Below are 18449 nucleotides of genomic sequence, written 5' to 3'. Positions count from 1 at the left end.
ACTTTGGTCACTACATACATGCCTCTGGTCGGAGTAATTAGCAAGCGGATTGTGCTGTATACACAAAATCACCGAAATGTGCAATTCCCGTAAGTACATAGAACACACAGGGAAGTGCGACACCGTTGCCCCACATCTTGTACTCTGCCGCATCCGAGTGCGGATTCCCGAGCCATCTACGAATCTGAGCATCGGTCTTGGGCTTCTTGCCGCCTGTGATTTCTCGGTGCATCTCAAAGACCGCGCGCCAGAACGCCATCTCTTCCTCGGTGGGTTCCTCCGTTTCAAGTCCCGCGCACCATCCGTCGGGAAAGCCCTGTAAGCGTCCGCACTCGGTCGGTGTCAGCCGACGTACGGCATAGACGGGTTGATTGACGACCATCGGGTCTTTATAATCCCGCGCCATGAGCGTCGGGCATTTCTCCTTTGCAAAATGAGAGTGGCAGCCCGTGGTCATGGCATAGACGGCATGACGGTCAGCGGTATTGAGCGTAAAGCTCACATTCTCTGCGATGCCGCTTCCCTGCGGACCGTTCTTCTCCTGCCGTCCGATCATCGAACCTTGGATGGAGACAACGGCAACACCACCCTGACAGCACGCAGGATTCCCTCCGCCCCGGTCAATCGTCCGCGCCGTCTCCGTCTCATAGATGCCTGAGTGCGGATTGTCGGATTTCATGGCGTTGGATTGGAATGATGAAATCCCGTATGCCTGTAGATCCTTCAATACAAGCGGCTGATTATTCCCGCCCGTGCCGTAATGACGAGAGACCGTCGGCGCAACAGGAAGGGGTCCGCTATACCGTGCGTCTGCACCATGTGACTCGAATACGGCAGGTACTCTGCCCGCACGAAGCGTCGGAGAAGTCTCCACCGCATAGCCGATGCTGCGGCTCTGTGCGGAATGTTCGGTACAGAAACCTGCACTTACCCTCTCGCCTGACGCATGAGTGCCATCCGCAAACTCTCGGGCAGTGCCTTGCCACGAAGCGAAGCACGGCGCAAGATCCCGACGCACGCTTTCGGTGTCAAATAGTATTTGTCCGGCACATGAACCTCCAAAATCTGCGACAAGGTAGATTCTGCGCCGACGCTGTGGAACTCCCCAGCCCTGTGCGTCCATGAGCCGGTAAGCAATGCTCCATCCGTCTCCCATGAGAATGTCGGCATACGCCCATCCACCTTTTTGAGGCAAAGGCACCTCGGGTGCTTTCGGCTCTTTGAGGCGGACGATCTCCGTAAGGACGGATTGGAAATCCCGTCCGCCCGAACTTGAAAACGCGCCCGCGACATTCTCCCACACGATGAATCTTGGGTATCTTCCATTCGTTGCACACCTCATTTCCCGAACGATACGAATTGCCTCGAAGAACAGTACGGATTCCGTACCGTAAAGCCCGTCTCTGCGCCCCGCGATGCTGAGATTCGTACAGGGCGAGCCGAACGTGATGATGTCCACAGGCTCGATCTCATCGCCGTGAATCCGATGGATGTCTCCCAGATGCTTGACGGAGGGAAGCCGCTTCGTTGTGACGCGAATCGGGAACGGCTCTACCTCCGATGCCCATTTCGGTTCTATCCCCGCAAGAATCCCTCCAAGTGTGAATCCCCCGCTCCCGTCAAAGAGACTGCCAAGCGTCATCATTTCACGGAATGGGGCGCGGTCATACGCTCAAGCATCTTGCCCGTCATCCAGATCGCCCCGTCGATGACAAGTGGTAGGAAGATGCGGTCACGGAATCTGCACCATCCTGTCTCCTTCTCTGCGCTCTCACGGAGTGCCGCCGTGTACGCCGCCGACACCTCACGCGCTGCGGGAAGTCCCTTCTCGTGCAGCCAGAGGACGGTCGCTTCCTTTGCCTCCGTCCGCACGAAGTCTCCCACATGATTCTTCAGTTCATTTTGAATGTGTTCCAGTTTCATCTTCAACACTCTCCTTCATAGTCCGTTACCCCGCGTGCAATGGCGCGGGCAAATTCATCCTGTCGCGTACTGAGAAGCTGCGCATCGCCCTCATGGTCGATAAACGCAAGCTCCACAAGCACAGCGACTGCATCCGTGTTGCTCAGAACATACAGTCCGTTGACACCGGGCTTTGCGCCCTTCACGCCGCGATCCACGGTTCCGAGTGCATCCACAATCTGATTCTGGATGCACTGTGCCAGTTTCTCTCCCTCTCCGCTTCCGTAGTAGTGCCAGACCTCCGTTCCGTTTGCCGTGCCGTTACAGGCGTTGCAGTGAATGGAGATGAATACGTCCGCACCGCTGCAGTTGGAAGCGGAGACAACTTCATGGAGGCTATCAGATTGCAGACAGCCGACCACCTCCACACCTGCGGCAGTAAGATAGCCCGCCACAAGGTCTGCGACGTTCTTTGCAACGTCACATTCCCGCAGTCCGTAGCCGCACGCGCCGGGGTCGGGATTTCCGTCTGGGGCGTGTCCTGCGTTTAGAAAAACTTTCATTGTGCTGCCTCCTTTGGCATTACGCCGCATTCTTCACAAAATCAATAAACGATTCGCAGATTAATAAATCCACGAACCGTTTACATCAGTTGAAAACGATGCCATCAGGCAGATACCCGTAGGCAACGCTCCCATCCTCGAAAAACGTATATCTCACATTGCACACACCCTTATCCTCCTTTTTTTCGCCCTTTTTGAACGTCGTTTACCGTGGTATCCTTCATGCCAAGTTCCTCTGCCGTGGGGATATATACCTCGGAGCAGGGGAGCTTTTGCCCATCACGGATGATATACACGTTCTCCGTATTTCCACGATATGCCACAAAACGACGCACAATCGCTGAAGCGTAAACAGGATCGAGTTCCATCAGATATGCCACGCGATCCATTTGTTCCGCTGCCATCAGTGTCGAGCCGCTGCCACCGAACAAATCCAAGGCGATGCTGTTGACCAGAGAGGAGTTTTTCATGGGGTATGCGACGAGCGGCAGCGGTTTCGTTGTCGGGTGCAGTTTCGACTTGCTCGGTCGGTCAAATTCCCAAACGGTGGTCTGCTTTCTGTCCCCGTAGAATTTGTGCTTCACGGTGTCCTTGAATGCGTAAATGACAGGCTCATGACGCATTTGATAATCAAAACGCCCCAGAACAAGGGATTGCTTTACCCAGATACAGGTTGTTGAGTAGTGAAATCCGGCAGCAACAACGGCATTGTAGAAATTGACCTTTTCCGCATCCGAGTGAAAAATGTAAATGGCAGCTCCGTCCGCAAGATTCTCATAGGCGTTTTTGAATGCCGAAAGCAGGAACTGATAGAACTCCTCACCCTTCAGGTTGTCATTCATGATTTTCATGCCGGTGCCGCCTGTGTAGTTACACGCATACGGCGGGTCGGTAATGCACATATTCGCCTTTTTGCCGTCCATGAGAAGTTTTACATCTTCAGTGTTTGTGGAATCTGCACAAAGGAGACGGTGCTTGCCCAAAAGCCACAAGTCACCGGGTTTTACGAAAGGCTCTGCCTGCAGGGCAGCATCTTCGTCGAAATCATCTTCCTGCGCCTCGTTATCGTCTGCGGCAAACAGATCGGCAATCTCGGACTCATCGAAGCCCGTGAGCGAGATGTCGAAGTCCATGCCCTGCAAGGCTTCCATCTCAACGCGCAGCATATCTTCGTCCCATCCTGCGTCAAGTGCGAAACGGTTGTCCGCAAGGATATACGCTTTCTTTTGCGCCTCCGTCAGATGATCGACGAATACGCACGGAACTTGCTCAATGTTCTCCTCCTTGGCGGCGAGGATTCTGCCATGTCCCGCTATGACGTTGAACTCCCGATCGATGATGACGGGATTCACAAAGCCGAACTCACGGAGCGAGGATCGCAGCTTGGTGATCTGCTCCTTCGAGTGCGTTCGTGCGTTGTTTACATAAGGCACGAGCTTTCCGATGGGGACAAGCTGCATTTCGGATGTGGTTTTTCCCAAGATGTACACCTCCTGCAATAAAAAAGCGACCTATGTCGCCAACTGTATGTTTTAGGCTGCGTCTCAGCTAATCTTTCCGCTCATCCTCTCCTTGAACGAAGAAGCCGCTCCATCAAGTCATCTTGTGGCGAAACGCCCTTGTATTCCGTTGAGCAGTTATCACGGACGATGGAGAATATCTCGTTCCACAGCCGATTGGTCTGCTTCATGTAGTTCTGACTCATGGCGACATAAGGCGACTGTATGGGCTGAGAGCTGACTGGATGCTTGCCCAGATAGCCGTATTTGCTGACCGCCTCCTCACAGTGAATCCAACGTGCCGCACTCACGGCATATCGCTCCAACAGCGCAGGAGATACCAGTTCTGCACATCCGCGCCGCTTGAGCCACGCCCACGCTTCTTCGTAGAGTTCACGTGCCGAAAGCGTGGAGCCGTCACGCTGAACAGCCGATAAAAACTCCTTGGGAGGCGGCATTTCCACGCCTTCCGGCTCTGTGGCGATTTGCTCAAAGTCCAAGACCTTCAGCTTGCGCTTGCCAGGATTGCCCTCGGTCACTTTCTCCGCCAAGGATTTTCTCGGTCTTCCTCCCGTGCCGGGCTGCGGTCCTCTAAGCCCCATATGTTTCCCCCCTTAAAACTTTTCAAAACTTTTTTGAGCATAAGTTTCAGCATTTGGACTGTTTTATCGAGCGGTTCAAATGCCCGTCGTTCCCCGCTGTGCATGGCTTCCCGCCGAAAATCACGCTAGCAAAACTTATCTCTCTAACTGACCTAAAAGTTATGCGAATTTTTCTGTGCGCCCCCTCCCCGGTCCAGTAACGGCGCGGTTTTAGAGATTTGACCTCCCCCTGGGGGGCAATATCGTGTTGCATTTGCTTCACTTTCGCGTTACAATAATCAAAAGGAGGTTATCCATCATGTCCAAGACTGCAACAATCAATATGCGCATCGAACCGACAATCAAAGCGCAGGCTGAAACCGTTTTTTCCAATTTCGGCATCTCCGTGGCCGACGCTATCAACATCTTTCTACACGCATCCATCATGGAGGGAGGCTTTCCCTTCCAACCGAAACACCCCCGTTATAATAGGGAAACACTTCTTGCCATGCAGGAAGCACGCGACATTATGGATGGTAAAATTGAGCCGAAGCGTTATCCGTCGCTGTCCGCACTGATGGATGATCTGGATGCGGAGGATGCTCATGCTTGATCTCGTCACCACCACGCAGTTCCGCAAGGATTTAAAGAAGCTGCGTAAACGTGGAGCAGATATGCAAAAGCTGGATGATGTCCTGCAAATGCTCTGCGCGGAAAAACAACTGCCCGAAAGGTATCGGGATCATGCGCTCGTTGGTGATTACATTGGTTTTCGCGAATGCCACATCATGCCGGACTGGCTACTCGTATATGCCATCGACAAAGGAAAACTGATTCTGACCGCTTCCCGCACAGGTTCACATAGCGATCTCTTCTAGCCGATTCATTGGAGTCGGTTTTTTATTTTGGTGCTTTCCGTTGATGAATCCGCTCATGACAAGACACGCAGAGCGACATCAAATTGCTCTCCTCATGTGTGCCGCCGTCCGAGAGTGGACGTATGTGATGCACGAGTGTCGCAAGGACGTATCTGCCCTGCTCTTTGCATTGCTCGCAGAGCGGATGCCCCGCCAAGTGTCGGTCGCGGATTTTCTTCCACGAATTCCCGTAACGCTCGTGCTGATCGTAGCCGCGCATGAAGTGGTCGTAGTGCCTCTGCATCGTTTTCTCGTGCGTCTCACAGTAGCAGCTCTTTCTGTCCGTGAGGTTCGGGCAGCCCGTCATGCGGCAGGGGCGCTTCGGCTTTCTCGGCATCGCTTCACCTCCATCCCGGCATGAAAAAACCTCCGCAGGGATTGCTCCCATTGGAGGTCGAGCCTTTAAGCATACTTTTCATAACACCATTTTACCATGTCAACACCGGAACTCAAGAGAATTATAGTGAAGTCTTTTACGTGATTTCAAAACGGGATGGATTTCATCTCTCTGCAAGAATCTTATCCACGGCTGCGAGGGCTTTGGAATGGAGAATATGAACCCACCGGGAAGTATAGTGCATCTCGCCCGCAATCTCATCCCACGACATAAAGCTGAGATACCGAAGCTCCAACAGCATGAGTGCGTTGGTGTCCTGCACCTTGCTGATGGTCGCCATAACCTCACGTTTCAAATCTACCAAATGGTCGATGTCATCGTTGATCTCATTTTCCAAGTCGACAATCTTGTCGATGGTATCCGCCAAGCGATGAACATTTCTCGTGCCACTGACAGGCTCCGTTCCCATTGTGGACGTGGCTCTGGTAGCAAGATCACGCAGGGAGTTCACTTGGCGGAGCTTGCTGTTGACCCGTTGGTCAATACGGTATGCCTGACTCAGATACTCCTTCGCCGTCATGCAAATTCCCCCTCCAACTTTTCAAGCAGCCATTCCCCATCCAGACTTGTCAGCTGCCCGAACCATGCAGAGCGGAAGAACCGCTCCGTATCGCTTCTCATCTGAGCTGCGGAACCATTCTCTGCGTCTTTGGCAAGAGCCGTTCGTGCCCACCGATAGTCTTTCGCCGCCTGTTCGACGATGGCGTTTGCAAGAATCTCATAGTTCATCATGAGGATTCACCTCCAGATTTGCTTTGACGGCATCAATGAGTGCCGTCTGCGTCTTGTCCTTCCGTTTCAAGGCACGGAGGATTCTCTCGTCAATCGTGCCCTCGACGATGATGTGCTGCACCACGAGGGTCTTGGCACTCTGCCCCTGCCGATAGAGCCGCGCCACGGTCTGTTGGTAAAGTTCCAAGCTCCATGTTATCCCAAACCAAACGAGGGTTGAGCCGCCGCTCTGAAGGTTCAGCCCGTGTCCCGCACTTGCAGGATGGATAAGTGCGACGGGGATTTCTCCACGATTCCAACGAGCGATTGCCTCGTCCGTATCCAGTCGGACGCACGGCACGCGCTTTTCGATGCGCTCCGCGTCATGTCGGAACCAATACGCCACGAGAAGCGGCTTGCCGTTCATACTCTCTACGATGTCCTCCAAGGCATCGAGCTTGCGGTCGTGTATATGCAGTGTAGTCCCATCGTCGGTGTAAACCGCGCCGTTTGCCATCTGTGCGAGCTTGCCCGACAGAACTCCTGCATTTGCCGCCGTCACCTCGTCGCCCTTCATCTGCAAAACCAACTGCTCGCACATCGAGGCGTACATTTTCTTCTCTTCCTCATTCATGCGGACGCTGTACGCACTCTCGATCAGCTCCGGCATCTTGAGGTGATCTGCGGCTTTCATGGAGATGGTTATGTCGGCAATCTTCTCATAGATTCGCTCCTCGGCTCCGGGAAGTGGCGCGTAGGAGAACACCACCTGTCCGTTTCGCTTGTCCGGCACGAAGTAATCTTGCCGATACTTCGTAATGAATCGCCCCAGTCGCTGTCCCATGTCGAGTACCTTGAACTCTGCGAAGAGGTCCATCAAGCCGTTGCCGGATGGCGTTCCCGTCAGCCCGATGACTCTCTTCGCCAAGGGGCGAACCTTCATGAGTGCCTTGAATCGCTTGCTGCTCCAATTCTTGAACGAGGAGAGTTCGTCAATCACGATGGCATCGTAGGTGAAGTCTGTTTTCTCCACGATCCACGGCACGTTCTCGCGGTTGATGATGTAGAGGGAGGCTTGCTTGCGGAGTGCTGCCAATCTCTCTTTCTCTGTCCCAACCACTACGGAATAGCGGAGGTGCTTCAAATGTTCCCACTTGCTGATCTCCTGCGGCCATGTATTCCGCGCCACACGGAGCGGCGCGATAACGAGGACACAGGAAATCTCAAAGCAGTCGAAGAGAAGGTTGTTGAGGGCTGTGAGGGTAATCACGGTCTTCCCAAGCCCCATATCCAGGAGTACGGCGGCAGTTTTATGGCTTTCGATAAAGTCGATGGCGTACTGCTGGTAATCATGCGGTATGAACTTCACGGGGCATCACCTCCAATCTCATCTGAATTCATTACCGAAACACTTCCTGCAGCACATCCACATGATAGGTGTTCACCATGCCGTATTTGGCATCGTATTCTTTGCCGATGTGGTAGCCCTGCTTTCTGGACATCGCGGCTGCCTTGCGCCCAAGCCCGGCGGCAACATCCCGACTCACTCCACGGATTCCCATGAGATTGGCGTAGCCGATAATGGTGTAGTGACGCTGGTCGATGGTCATCTGCCTCGACTCCACCTCAAGAAGCCGCTCATCCACCTTGTCGATCCGGGCATTTGCCGCCTTGATCGCCCTTGCCTGCTCTACCATCCGCTGTGCGCTGCAGAGGAGGAATTCCTCCGGCGTCATGTTCTTCATGGGGTTGAAATAACTTTCTTCCAGCTCGTCGAATACATCCCATGCCCGCTCGGTTCCGAGCATCTTGCTGTGGCGAGCCGCACCTTGTTTCGTCCAAAGAATCAGAGATGGTGCGCGACTCCCGACAACTGACTCGATATTTTCTAGTGAGTCCTTGAAGGCCTTGAGATCAGCACCTTCAAGTTTGAAGTAATGCTTCCCCTCAACGAATCGCTCCCTGTTGTTCTTAAAATTCTGCTGGATATGAATTGTCTTGCATCCATATGCCTCGGCAAGCTGCTCCGTGGTCATGACACGGATGCTGTTGTGTTCCAATACCATAAGTTCATTCATGGTCGATTTCCTCCAATACGCTGTCAATTTGATTTATCTCGTCAATCACATACACCTTGAATCCAAGCCGCCGAAGCAGCCTGTGCCGTGCCAGCTGCAAGGCTCTCGGCTTCTTCCCCGGTGCTTTCAGTTCCACAAAGCCCATTCTGCCGCCGGGCAAAAGTACCAGTCGGTCGGGCATTCCATCGAATCCCGGCGAGGTAAACTTTGGCGCGATGCCGCCTTTGTCTTTTACGGCTCTCACCAGTTCCTTCTCGATGATTTTTTCTCTCATAGCAACTCAAAGATGTACTCCTTGGCGGCTGTCAGGGTTTCGATACGGCGATTATTTTTCCATTGGTAACAATCGCCGTCGATGTCGATCTTGAAGTAAGGCCTGCCAAGGAAACTGTCTTGCTCGATGGTCAATTTCTGGTTTTTGAAGCGAAGTGTCAGCATGCCGCTTTCCTCACGCCATTCTTTTTTCAAGAAGTTTTTCTTGCGTCGGCTTTTAGCTCTGGCCTCCTTGTCGCGTATCTTGGCGGCGAAAATGTCTCCTTCCAAATTTCCGGCACAGATACATCCGACACGGAGTTTTCCCGAAAAATCCTTATGCACCATCACATGGACAAATCGCACGTTTTTATAACCGCAAAGTTCACAGGTGAAGGTTGCCTCGCCCCAATCAATGACCTCTTCGCAATACCAGCCAACGAGCGGTGCGCCCATAGCTTTCAGTTTTTCGCTGCATCGCTCGGTGTACATCTTCTTCCTCCTAACCACTTGAAAATTGGTGGTTACTGAAGTGGTTACCCATTCAAGGCTTGATATATCTATGTAAGTAACCACTTAACCACAATAACCACTATTTACATACCCTCATATAGAGGCGATGTAATCAACACTTCATTATCTTTTTCTATATATAGGATTATGTGTGCGCGAAAAAGGTGATAAAGTGGTTACATATTCGAGAATCCTTGAAATTACTGGATTCTCGAATAATATCGCCCTTGCTTGGTAACCATTTCATGACAGAAAATCATCTTCCGGCGGATACATACCCTCCACTTGAATTGGAAAACAAAAGACACGGACGGATACGCCTTGGATTTTCCGCAGATATTGGCTGCGTTTTTTCCCTTGGCTGTCATCGAAGGTATCCACATAGCCGCGATCCCTGAAACCCTTACGGCATTTGGTATAGGAAAAGCCGTTGTCCTCTAACGCTCGCCTAAGCTCCGTGGCAATGACCAGCACCTTGCCGGCCTCGATTTTTCCCAAACAAGGTACGGCATCATTGGCGAAGCGTTTTCTGTTGGCGGCAATCCAGTCGGTTACGAAGTCATACGCTCGGTCAATGACATCCTCCGGCTCGTTCTCCTTGGCGTTGGTCAGTATGCTCCTGCCAAAGGAAATGGCATCCTTCCACGCCTTTTGCTTGGTTTCGCCGCATACCGATATTCCTGCGTGATAATCCGCCAATGCCAATAAAGCTACCGTGTCCAGATGCACTCCTTGGTCGCCGTCGCCAATGCTCTCCCGGATTTTCTCAAACTCATCGCTCAAATCCGTGTCTACGATGTGTTCGAGATACACTTTCCCCGCGAAACCATAATGGTTTTCGCTTGCTTGGTGTACCTTGCGCCCAAAATCGGCATTGTCAATCGGCTGACCGTACAGTTCCAAAACACGGCTGTGTACGCCGTCCATGGTGGCCTCATTGGTAAGCGGCTGTTCGCCCGTGCTGATGATGGCATTTCGCCACACCGGGACTTCCTGCAATCCTCCGGCTTTCGCTCCACGCGTTTTGCCGTAGCCGTTGCCCAAGGAATAAACCACCATCGAAGGCGGCAGTCTTCGCTCGTTCAAGACCTGCAATTCGTCCAAGCCCAAGGGCAAGTGGCGAAGCGTCCCTGCTCTCCGCTCCAAGCCGACAGCGGTGCTGTTGAAATTTCCCATGAGTTTCATGGGGTCTCCCCAAACGGATAGTGCGAATTTGAGAGCCGCCGTTTTGCCACTGCGGGATGCGTGCCAGATATGGATAATCGCCACACGTCGTTTGAGTTTCTCAAGCAGGACGGAGGCGAAGGAAGCCGCCAAAATGGCTCTGGCGTATGTTTGCTCCCGCAACTCTCTCGCAAATTTGAGCCATGTCTCAAAACTGCCCTGCTCCTTTAATGCCGCAATCATCGCCGCATCGTCTTTGTCCTCATATTCCACCGGGCTTTCGAGGATGTATGGGTAGAATTCTTTTTCCCCGAGCCAGCCGATACGACCGATACTGCGTACAAAAGGGATCTTTTTGTCGTTTTCTGCCTCGTAGCGGGAAAGGTAATGTACCACACCGTCAGCATTGTCGGTAGAAACGGGTACGCCGTGATCGGCCAATCTCACTACGGATGATTTGTTTAACGCAATCGCTCTTGACACCATCAGCCGTTTCCATTTACGGCTGCGATGATAAGCAAGCTCGAACCGCTCCGTGCCGTTGTCGATATTTTCCATGCGCCTTTCTATGACGAGCGGTTCCGGGCAAAGGTTTGAGGAAACGAGCGCACCTTCGTCGAAGTAGAAGGACTCCACACCGTTCTCCATAGTGATGCGATAGCCTTTGGGAGTCATGGCTCCATGCAAATCTATGCCCTTCAGCTTGATTTCCTCCGGCTCGGCATCAAAAGGAATTCCAACGTCCCGTTTTTCCTCCTCTTTTTTGGCTATGCGGTCAAAATCCCGCATTCCGATGCCCGCCTTTTTCGCCGCAAGTTTCAGCCGTGAATATTCGGCCGGACAGTTTTCCTTGGCGTAGGGGAGCAATCCCACCACATAGGGGTCGAGGATCTCTTCTGCCGACAAGGTGTCCTTGCCCAAAATAATCTCCAACTGCTCAAACTTCGTGTAAAGGGCAAGAACGATGGGAGCCTTTACGCCGCAGCCGCCATCGGGGCAGGGAAACAAACCACAATCCTTGATGTAACGGCAGGTGCAGGGTTTATTGGCATTGCGGGCAGAACGGAGCTTGTTTTGTGTTTCCATCGGGGAATAATGGCTGTACAAGGAACGCCACTCTTGAAACTTCTCCTCGCCGTCCTTGGCGAGCGCCACATTGGTGCAAAGGGCGTGCCACAGAGGTTCGCTGACGTTATCCGGCTGTTCGGTCATCTGCTTTAATGCCGCGCAGCCTTCCATGATTCTCTCGGCACTCCCCATGACACGTTCGTCCACATGAAATTCTTCCGTTCGCGGCTTGGGCGCATCCAATACGTAGGCGTGAAAATCTTCCGTCTTGTAGAACACTTCGTTTTCCGCAATCACCTCACAGGGGATTTTCTCCCCTATTTTCAGATTCATGCTGCCCACAGCCCGTAACATTCTCGCCGGGTCAAATACCGGGTCGATGCGCCATCCCCGTTCATCTTTCGCTTTTTTCATAAGGCAGCGTCCAAATCCCGCGAGAAGGTTCTCCATCTTATCCCGATTGGCATCGGTCAAATGAATCGGCGCGTCAAAGAGCCAGTAGGCGTGAATGCCGTGTCCCGTAAAAACCGTAAAGGTCGCTTTCAGAGGAAACGCATCTAAAAAAGAAAGAACTTCCGCCCGGGATGCCGGAAGCATCTGTTCTTTATGCGCCTCGCTCTTGATGTCGATGTCGGCGAAAAGGCAAGTGGCATACATGGTATCTGCCGAATCGCCGCGCACGCCGTCTTTGAGTCCGATGCGCCTTGGCCATGGGTGAATGTAGGTATTACGGCTATCTCCCACCCTGCCGATTTCCTCCCGCATGGAAGCTATGGTCTCAAAGTGCCGCACCCCTTTGTCGGGAAGGGTGATCACGGAAAACGTGCAATTCTGGCATTTCCCGTAAAGAGTCTCGTAAAAATCCATTCATAGCACCTCCTCGCACTTCGTGGTGAAATAACGGATGTTCTTCCGCAGTCTCCCGGCATGGGCAATCTCCGCTGCCATGCCCTCGGTGATCCTCTCGCCAAACACCCAGACCTCGCCGCACAGCCGCAAAAGCTCGAAATTCATGGACAGTGCCTTCCCGCGCTCGTCGATCTCTGACAGAAACTGCGGAAAGTACAGGTGCGGCGCAAGGGGAATACGCCCTTTGCTCACCGAGAACTTGCAGTACTGCCGCGCCCGCATGACGTTGACGCGCGGATTGTCCCGATAGGGAGAGCAGATGTAGGTGAACAGATTCTGTCGGAATACCTTGGTGAGAGCTGCGTGCGTTGTAGGATCGGCATAGCCCTCGTGATTTCTGAACTCGATCATTTCTCACACCTCATCTTCCTGCTGCATTCCGTGCAGCAGATCGCCGTGCCGAAGAGGTCGAACTCCGCATCGCCGAAGAAATCGTTGAGATCAACAGGCACTTCCGCTCCGCAGCGCGGACAGTGACAGAAGACATTCTCATCGTTGATTTCCACCGTGACCTCCATAGCGTCATTGATGTTTTCCTTAACATAGAACATAAAGGCTTTCCTCCCTTTGAAAACTGATTAGTACCTCTCATCAGTAAGAGGACGAACCGGGAGGTTTTGGTCACCAAAAATCCTCCCAATTTTCTGGGAGGATGGAAATTAGTCTTTCTGATAGAATTGGCACTCGAAACCGTCGACGCGGAGCAGAAGCCCCTCTGCCCACAGCGGAGTTCGCGCCATCTGCTCACAAACGGCAGATAGTGAGGTGCGTTCATCGCATTTGATGATGATTTCATCATGGACGTGAGCGACAATCTCCATGTTCCGCAGCGTCTGCATGGCATAGCAGAGGATGTCGCGGCTGATGGCCTGTGTGATGTTTTCCACGAGCTTCGGGCCGTAGGATTCAATCCGTGCCCACTTTTTCGAGAGATTCAGTCCCATGTAGGTAATGGATTCGCCACCGAACTGATTCTCTCCGATGCGCGGTTTTACATAGGAGAGTCTGCGCCCGCTCGGAAGCTGAATGAACATCATGCCGCTCTGATAGATGAACTGGATTCCATGCGTCATCTTTTTGCTTCGTTCCTTGATACAGTCCTTGGCAGCGCGATCCACCGCCCACCAGAAATCCACGATATTCGGATTTGCTGCACGCCAAGCATCCACGAGCGGTTTCAGTTCATCTTCCTTCATCCCGGACTCCAATGCCCCGAATGCCTTCAGCGCACCAACGGAGCCGCCGTAACCACAGGCCAGTTCTGCCTGCTTTCCTTTTTGCCGAAGATGCCCATTCTCGCCGTGCTTCACCACATTGCAATGGAACATCCTGCCCGCCGTGGCACAGTAGATGTCGCCGTCATCAGCGAATACATCCATGCGCCATCGCTCCTTGGCAAGCCATGACAGCACCCGTGCTTCGATGGCAGAGAAGTCGGCGACGATGAATGTCCTGCCCTCCTTTGGAATAAAGGCCGTACGGATCAGCTGTGATAGAACATCCGGCACAGAATCATAGAGCATTTCCAGTGCCGCATAATTTCCCTCCCGCACAAGGTCACGGGCGCATTCGAGGTCGGTGAGATGATTCTGAGGAAGATTTTGTAATTGAATGTGGCGTCCCGAAAACCGCCCGGTACGGTTCGCTCCATAGAACTGAAACATGCCCCGTGCACGGCTATCCGCACAAACGGTATTCTGCATTGCCTGATATTTCTTCACCGAGGACTTTGCAAGTTGCTGCCGAAGTTCCAGTACTTCCTTCAGCGGAGCGGGAACATTGGCAAGAAGGGCAGCCATAGCCTTCTTGTCCAGTGACTCCGTTTCGACACCGCGCTCCTTAAGCCATGCCTTCATCTGCACCACGCTGTTCGGATTCTCAAGCCCGGTCAGAGTTTTCAGCCTGTCCGTCAGTTTTTCCTTGGTGAGCGCGTCAATCTTGACGGCATTCTCCACGAACGGCATATCCAGACGTATCCCACGATCATTGATTTCTTGGTCTAATACATACTCCTCCCACACCGACGGAGGCACAGGATATTTGAAGATACGCTGCTGAATCGCCATCTCCACTTCGACATCGCGGCGGTTGTAAGACTTGAAGATCTCCCACTTCTCTCCTGTAGGCTCATGGAACGGAGGCGTTGAAAAATAACGGATGAGAGCCTTACCCTCCGTCATTTTCTGCTCTTCCAGTCCAAGCACCCGTCCGACGGCGGCAAGCGAGAGCGGCAAGCCCATGTAGGCAGACCAGACCATCGTGCATCGCCAGCTACGAGGATTCAGGAAGTGAGCGCACTCCGTAGAGAGCAGATGATTGTCTCGAAATGGATCCAGAGCGATCCCCAGGTCCGACAAGTAACGCGACAGGCACACACGCTCAAAATTGGCATTGAACGCCCACTTGATGACGCTCTCATCGGTCAGCGCATCCAGAATCTCCTGCGGAATCTGCTCACCCCCCACGAGGTCGATGACCTCCACCGCGCCTCTATCCACGGCATAGGCGAAAAGCAGTATCGCAAAGTCCTCAGCTTCGGCGTAACGATATACGCCGCTCTTGCTGATGTCCACACTGCTCCGAGTTTCAAGATCGATAGAAATGGACTTCATGTATGTTCTCCTTCTGTGACAAAGGCAGCGAGGAAGAATCCCCGCTGCCCGTGTCGGTCAACTCTTATTTAGCTGAGAAAATCCTCGTCTTCGTCTGCGAAGTCATCCTCGGCGCGGGTCTTGCCCCCGAGCGGCTCACCGTCGGAAATCTTCTGCAGGTTGTTCAGTCCGCAAGCGATGCCCTTGCTGCCGTTCGAGTTGAATGCGTAGAAGTTGATGCTTGCTCGTCCGTAAACGCCGGAGTAGACCTCCGAGTGCTCGATGATCGGATTGCGGGCAGCATCCACGATGCCGGGCGCGGTCGCAGAGTTTGCGTTGATGAAGTAGCTGTCCTTATACGCCTCATCGTCCGGGCGTTCCGCATCGCCATCACGGAGCGGCGTCTTGATCGCCGTGAGCGCGGGGACGGATTTGCTGTTACCCTTGAGCTTCGACTGCCCTTCCTCATATGCTGCCTGAATGGCATTCTTGACTGCCGTCACTGTCTTGGTGTCGCTCTTCGGTATGATGAGCGACACGCTGAACTTCGGCGCACCGCCGTTAATGGACTTTGCCTGCCAGACGTTGGCATAGCTCCAACGTGTCTTGACACCCGTGATCACTTTTGTCGGATTGATAACTTTTGCCATGATGTGTTTTCCTCAACTTTCCTTAAAATCTTCTGCTGCAGTGTTCATCGCCGGCCGCTTGTCGCTCATGGGAGCAAGTGTAGGTTTCCCCTGCGGCTTGACAACGAGGCTGCCGAGCAGTTCCTCAAACTTACTTTTTCCGAGCAGACCAGTCATCGCCGTAATTCCGAGCAGTTTTTGCTCATACGGCTCAAAGCCTGCTTCTTTGACGGTTTTGGCGACAGCCGCCTCATCGGTGTATTTCCGATTCGAGCGGCCTTCCACCAGTTTCCAGTCCATCCACTGTTTCCCTTGAATCGCCCTCTGCAGGGCGTATTCCTTGATGTCGCTGACCCATGCGGCGAGTGTGTCAGCCTTTGCAAGCACCGCTTCTACTTCCGAATCTTCCAGTGTCGGTGGCATTTCGAAGTCATACCGGGCGAGTTCCAGATTGTACTCTGCCCGCTTGCGGCAGGTCGCCTTGATTTTGCAGAACTGGCAGTGTGCTCCGGCGCAGAACACTCCTTCTCCTTCGTGTGCCAACTTTGCCGCAGGTACAAGCGTATCTGCCGCCCATGCCAGAAGATCAGCTTTCGAGATGATGAACTCCGAGATGTTGGCGAAACGAGGCTGGAAGATCACCATCCGCACCTCTTCGATGTCGTAGAGACCGTCGAACATCTGGACGCAGCCAAGCGCGTAGCACATCATCTGCGGATTGTGGTCAGCACTGACCTCGATGCCTTTGCCGTGCTTGTAGTCCACGATGCAGACGGTCTTGCCGAAGATGATGAGCGTGTCCGCCGTGCCGAAGCCGTCCGGCACGAAGTCCGAGAAATCCACGCGCTGCTCCACGGACACCATTGTGTCTGCGTTTTCCTCGCGGAACTGCGCCACAAGCCCCATAATGAACTGGACGTAGAATTCCGAGCACTCCTCCATCTCGCTGTCATAAGAGGACAGTTTCTTGGTTGGATCGCGCACCCGCTCACCAAGTGCCTTACGGAGTTTGTACTCACAGAGCGTATGCGCGTCTGTCCCTTGAGCGGCGTACTCGCTTGGCGTATCGGATTGCTCCGCATTGAGCCGCGCCGATGGCGGACAAGCAATCCATCGTGCGGCAGAGGATGCGGAGAGGATGGCGTGTTTACGTGCCAATGCGCTCAGCCTCCTTCAGGAGTGCCACATAATGTTCCGGCGCAAGCTCGCTGAGTTTTGCCGCACCGTATTTGGCAATCAGTGACTTGACTGCGGCACTGTGTCCTTCGACAGAGAGTTTCGCAAGTACGGCGCGTACCTCCTCAAGTGTTGGTGAGGCTTCCTCCGATTCCGAGACCTTCGGTTGCTCCTCGCCTTGAGAACTCTGTACGATTTCCTCAAGGACATCGACGAGCCGGCGCAATATCGCCACAAGCTCTGCTGTGACTTCATTCTGTTCCCGCATAGGTATCACTTCCTTTCGATTAACTGCGGGCATCTTCACCTTCCTATAAAGAAGAGGACACCTGCCCGCAGTCTGGTCACCAGATTTTACAAAATATCCTCAATCTGCTCTTGCAGTCTGGGCATGAATTTCTTCATACGCTTACGAACACTTTCTTTGGATTTGAAGCCGACAGCACCAGCAATCTCGCGTTCAGACTGTCCCGCCGCCCTGCGGATAAGAATTTCATGGTCGATGGGATCGAGTTTGGCGAGAGCCTCGTACAGCCTGCGATTACGCTCCTCGCGGACTGTGGTGTCGGCGACATCCTCATGGACGGGAAGTGCCGGGTCATTGACCTCCACCGCACGTTCTAAAGAGATTGTCCGATACACGGGATGTGAGCATCCATCACAGCTGCGGTTGGCGCAGCAGGGCTTTCCTTCATAGATACAGTGTTGCTCACGCTTTTCCCGCTTATCCTCCCGCCAGATTGGGCGCATGACGACGGAGTATTGATTAGCATCGACAGGTGCATAAATTGCCCGCCCCGACGCCTTGAAGAACTTTTCTCCGGCAGTCTTCCGCCGGACGAGTTCATCCATGCCCGTATCCCGGATTCTTCCGTTTTCGTGGATCTGAATCGGGACGGGGACATACACGCCCAGCTTCTTACTGTGCTGAAAACGATGTCCCTGCTGCAGGAGTTCCTTGACCTCCTGCGCGGAGTAGTCTTTGATGATACCGTTAAGCTGGATTTTCATAGTTTTGCGTTCCTTTCGTTCTTGCCGAACGGCAGGATGCAAAACTACACACGGGCTTCACTCCAAAAATGGGCATAAAGAAGCACGGTGGGAGCATAGAGATACTGACAAGCTCGTATGCTGTCAGAACCCCTATTCGCATCCCGCCGTCCTATGGCCATCTTGGACAACAGATTGACTTACTTTGGGAAACCGAATTTGATTTTTCCTACCACCTCCTAAAAAGTTTTACCTCTCTACAAAGAAGCGGACACATACATCCGATTTGGTCACCGCTTTTTGATTAGAATTTTTTCTGTTTTTTTCTCACAAAAGCGAGAAAAGAAACTCTTGCTCGTGTTATAATTTAGATGTACTAGATTTCCTCTGCCCCCCGGATAAAACGACGAAGGTGCAAGGACTGTCTTGGAAATGTGTTATAATAGTTCTATGCACTATCTTCACAGAGAGATTTCATATGCTGTGCTTGATGAGGACTTCTACAAAAT

Annotated in this window: 22 protein-coding genes; 2 read left to right on the top strand and 20 right to left on the bottom strand. The window is 52.9% G+C overall.

Annotation, left to right across the window (positions count from 1 at the left end):
• Positions 1–37 precede the first annotated feature (37 nt).
• From AXF19_RS10055 to AXF19_RS10035, 5 genes are all read right to left on the bottom strand, one after another.
• The gene (locus tag AXF19_RS10055; protein WP_066848346.1) at positions 38–1645 is read right to left on the bottom strand and encodes a DNA cytosine methyltransferase; all 1608 of its coding nucleotides are present in this window, start codon (positions 1643–1645) and stop codon (positions 38–40) included.
• Positions 1642–1923 carry a prevent-host-death protein gene (locus tag AXF19_RS10050; RefSeq protein ID WP_066848344.1) on the bottom strand — a complete coding sequence of 94 codons (282 nt, stop codon included), beginning with the start codon at positions 1921–1923 and terminating at the stop codon, positions 1642–1644. The genes AXF19_RS10055 and AXF19_RS10050 overlap by 4 nt, the downstream gene beginning before the upstream one ends.
• Before the next feature lie 2 nt (positions 1924–1925).
• Positions 1926–2465, bottom strand: coding sequence for an N-acetylmuramoyl-L-alanine amidase family protein (locus AXF19_RS10045; RefSeq protein ID WP_066848341.1), 540 nt, complete (start codon positions 2463–2465; stop codon positions 1926–1928).
• Between the two features lie 170 nt (positions 2466–2635).
• The gene (locus AXF19_RS10040; protein WP_066848339.1) at positions 2636–3946 is read right to left on the bottom strand and encodes a site-specific DNA-methyltransferase; all 1311 of its coding nucleotides are present in this window, start codon (positions 3944–3946) and stop codon (positions 2636–2638) included.
• 80 nt (positions 3947–4026) lie between these two features.
• Positions 4027–4515, bottom strand: coding sequence for a P27 family phage terminase small subunit (locus tag AXF19_RS10035; protein WP_442983742.1), 489 nt, complete (start codon positions 4513–4515; stop codon positions 4027–4029).
• Positions 4516–4864: 349 nt separating this feature from the next.
• Between AXF19_RS10035 and AXF19_RS10030 the strand changes: the two genes are divergently transcribed.
• Both AXF19_RS10030 and AXF19_RS10025 read left to right on the top strand, forming a co-directional pair.
• Positions 4865–5158 carry a type II toxin-antitoxin system RelB/DinJ family antitoxin gene (locus tag AXF19_RS10030; RefSeq protein ID WP_066848334.1) on the top strand — a complete coding sequence of 98 codons (294 nt, stop codon included), beginning with the start codon at positions 4865–4867 and terminating at the stop codon, positions 5156–5158.
• The gene (locus tag AXF19_RS10025) at positions 5151–5423 is read left to right on the top strand and encodes a type II toxin-antitoxin system RelE/ParE family toxin (RefSeq protein ID WP_009439029.1); all 273 of its coding nucleotides are present in this window, start codon (positions 5151–5153) and stop codon (positions 5421–5423) included. Before AXF19_RS10030 ends, AXF19_RS10025 begins: the two co-directional genes overlap by 8 nt.
• 22 nt (positions 5424–5445) lie before the next feature.
• Here the strand turns inward: AXF19_RS10025 and AXF19_RS10020 are convergent, their stop codons facing one another.
• The 15 genes from AXF19_RS10020 to AXF19_RS09950 all read right to left on the bottom strand — a co-directional run bounded on the left by AXF19_RS10020 (position 5446) and on the right by AXF19_RS09950 (position 17961).
• Entirely contained in the window at positions 5446–5799 is a 354-nt protein-coding gene (locus tag AXF19_RS10020) for an HNH endonuclease (protein WP_066848331.1), read from the bottom strand.
• A gap of 163 nt (positions 5800–5962) precedes the next feature.
• Positions 5963–6379, bottom strand: coding sequence for a hypothetical protein (locus AXF19_RS10015; protein ID WP_066848328.1), 417 nt, complete (start codon positions 6377–6379; stop codon positions 5963–5965).
• Positions 6376–6588, bottom strand: coding sequence for a hypothetical protein (locus AXF19_RS10010; RefSeq protein WP_066850211.1), 213 nt, complete (start codon positions 6586–6588; stop codon positions 6376–6378). Before AXF19_RS10010 ends, AXF19_RS10015 begins: the two co-directional genes overlap by 4 nt.
• Positions 6578–7939 carry a DEAD/DEAH box helicase gene (locus tag AXF19_RS10005; protein ID WP_066848326.1) on the bottom strand — a complete coding sequence of 454 codons (1362 nt, stop codon included), beginning with the start codon at positions 7937–7939 and terminating at the stop codon, positions 6578–6580. Before AXF19_RS10005 ends, AXF19_RS10010 begins: the two co-directional genes overlap by 11 nt.
• Before the next feature lie 31 nt (positions 7940–7970).
• Positions 7971–8648, bottom strand: a complete 678-nt coding sequence (locus AXF19_RS10000; protein ID WP_066848324.1) for an ORF6N domain-containing protein — start codon at positions 8646–8648, stop codon at positions 7971–7973.
• Positions 8641–8922: a VRR-NUC domain-containing protein gene (locus AXF19_RS09995; RefSeq protein ID WP_066848322.1), complete on the bottom strand. Its 282-nt coding sequence runs from the start codon at positions 8920–8922 to the stop codon at positions 8641–8643. The genes AXF19_RS10000 and AXF19_RS09995 overlap by 8 nt, the downstream gene beginning before the upstream one ends.
• The gene (locus tag AXF19_RS09990; protein WP_066848320.1) at positions 8919–9392 is read right to left on the bottom strand and encodes a hypothetical protein; all 474 of its coding nucleotides are present in this window, start codon (positions 9390–9392) and stop codon (positions 8919–8921) included. The genes AXF19_RS09995 and AXF19_RS09990 overlap by 4 nt, the downstream gene beginning before the upstream one ends.
• Before the next feature lie 264 nt (positions 9393–9656).
• Positions 9657–12512, bottom strand: coding sequence for a DUF927 domain-containing protein (locus tag AXF19_RS09985; protein ID WP_066848317.1), 2856 nt, complete (start codon positions 12510–12512; stop codon positions 9657–9659).
• Entirely contained in the window at positions 12513–12905 is a 393-nt protein-coding gene (locus AXF19_RS09980) for a DUF7768 domain-containing protein (protein WP_066848307.1), read from the bottom strand.
• A complete protein-coding gene (locus tag AXF19_RS09975; protein ID WP_066848304.1) occupies positions 12902–13105 on the bottom strand; it encodes a hypothetical protein in 204 nt (67 codons plus the stop codon). The genes AXF19_RS09980 and AXF19_RS09975 overlap by 4 nt, the downstream gene beginning before the upstream one ends.
• Before the next feature lie 108 nt (positions 13106–13213).
• A complete protein-coding gene (locus AXF19_RS09970; RefSeq protein WP_066848301.1) occupies positions 13214–15166 on the bottom strand; it encodes a DNA polymerase in 1953 nt (650 codons plus the stop codon).
• Between the two features lie 68 nt (positions 15167–15234).
• The gene (locus AXF19_RS09965; RefSeq protein ID WP_066848298.1) at positions 15235–15795 is read right to left on the bottom strand and encodes a DUF2815 family protein; all 561 of its coding nucleotides are present in this window, start codon (positions 15793–15795) and stop codon (positions 15235–15237) included.
• Between the two features lie 12 nt (positions 15796–15807).
• A complete protein-coding gene (locus AXF19_RS09960; RefSeq protein WP_066848295.1) occupies positions 15808–16932 on the bottom strand; it encodes a DUF2800 domain-containing protein in 1125 nt (374 codons plus the stop codon).
• On the bottom strand, positions 16922–17218 hold the full coding sequence (locus tag AXF19_RS09955) for an NAD-dependent DNA ligase (protein WP_066848293.1): 297 nt from the start codon (positions 17216–17218) through the stop codon (positions 16922–16924). Before AXF19_RS09955 ends, AXF19_RS09960 begins: the two co-directional genes overlap by 11 nt.
• Positions 17219–17304: 86 nt before the next feature.
• Entirely contained in the window at positions 17305–17961 is a 657-nt protein-coding gene (locus tag AXF19_RS09950; protein ID WP_006696239.1) for an RNA polymerase sigma factor, read from the bottom strand.
• Between the last annotated feature and the right edge of the window lie 488 nt (positions 17962–18449).

Origin of the sequence: Selenomonas sp. oral taxon 126 (assembly GCF_001683335.1) — a bacterium.
In the GTDB taxonomy this organism is placed as follows: Bacteria; Bacillota; Negativicutes; order Selenomonadales; family Selenomonadaceae; genus Centipeda.
The sequence above is the reverse complement of the archived record's forward strand: the minus strand, read 5'-3'. Positions and strand labels throughout refer to the sequence as shown.

Bases quoted from the DNA above. Each gene is read 5' to 3' on its own strand.
- AXF19_RS10020 (WP_066848331.1), bottom strand. From the start codon at position 5,799: ATGCCGAGAAAGCCGAAGCGCCCCTGCCGCATGACGGGCTGCCCGAAC.
- AXF19_RS09985 (WP_066848317.1), bottom strand. From the start codon at position 12,512: ATGGATTTTTACGAGACTCTTTACGGGAAATGCCAGAATTGCACGTTT.
- AXF19_RS10030 (WP_066848334.1), top strand. From the start codon at position 4,865: ATGTCCAAGACTGCAACAATCAATATGCGCATCGAACCGACAATCAAA.
- AXF19_RS10055 (WP_066848346.1), bottom strand. From the start codon at position 1,645: ATGATGACGCTTGGCAGTCTCTTTGACGGGAGCGGGGGATTCACACTT.
- AXF19_RS10025 (WP_009439029.1), top strand. From the start codon at position 5,151: ATGCTTGATCTCGTCACCACCACGCAGTTCCGCAAGGATTTAAAGAAG.
- AXF19_RS09950 (WP_006696239.1), bottom strand. From the start codon at position 17,961: ATGAAAATCCAGCTTAACGGTATCATCAAAGACTACTCCGCGCAGGAG.
- AXF19_RS10000 (WP_066848324.1), bottom strand. From the start codon at position 8,648: ATGAATGAACTTATGGTATTGGAACACAACAGCATCCGTGTCATGACC.
- AXF19_RS09990 (WP_066848320.1), bottom strand. From the start codon at position 9,392: ATGTACACCGAGCGATGCAGCGAAAAACTGAAAGCTATGGGCGCACCG.
- AXF19_RS09970 (WP_066848301.1), bottom strand. From the start codon at position 15,166: ATGAAGTCCATTTCTATCGATCTTGAAACTCGGAGCAGTGTGGACATC.
- AXF19_RS10050 (WP_066848344.1), bottom strand. From the start codon at position 1,923: ATGAAACTGGAACACATTCAAAATGAACTGAAGAATCATGTGGGAGAC.
- AXF19_RS09980 (WP_066848307.1), bottom strand. From the start codon at position 12,905: ATGATCGAGTTCAGAAATCACGAGGGCTATGCCGATCCTACAACGCAC.
- AXF19_RS09955 (WP_066848293.1), bottom strand. From the start codon at position 17,218: ATGCGGGAACAGAATGAAGTCACAGCAGAGCTTGTGGCGATATTGCGC.
- AXF19_RS10010 (WP_066850211.1), bottom strand. From the start codon at position 6,588: ATGAACTATGAGATTCTTGCAAACGCCATCGTCGAACAGGCGGCGAAA.
- AXF19_RS10045 (WP_066848341.1), bottom strand. From the start codon at position 2,465: ATGAAAGTTTTTCTAAACGCAGGACACGCCCCAGACGGAAATCCCGAC.
- AXF19_RS09975 (WP_066848304.1), bottom strand. From the start codon at position 13,105: ATGTTCTATGTTAAGGAAAACATCAATGACGCTATGGAGGTCACGGTG.
- AXF19_RS10015 (WP_066848328.1), bottom strand. From the start codon at position 6,379: ATGACGGCGAAGGAGTATCTGAGTCAGGCATACCGTATTGACCAACGG.
- AXF19_RS09995 (WP_066848322.1), bottom strand. From the start codon at position 8,922: ATGAGAGAAAAAATCATCGAGAAGGAACTGGTGAGAGCCGTAAAAGAC.
- AXF19_RS09965 (WP_066848298.1), bottom strand. From the start codon at position 15,795: ATGGCAAAAGTTATCAATCCGACAAAAGTGATCACGGGTGTCAAGACA.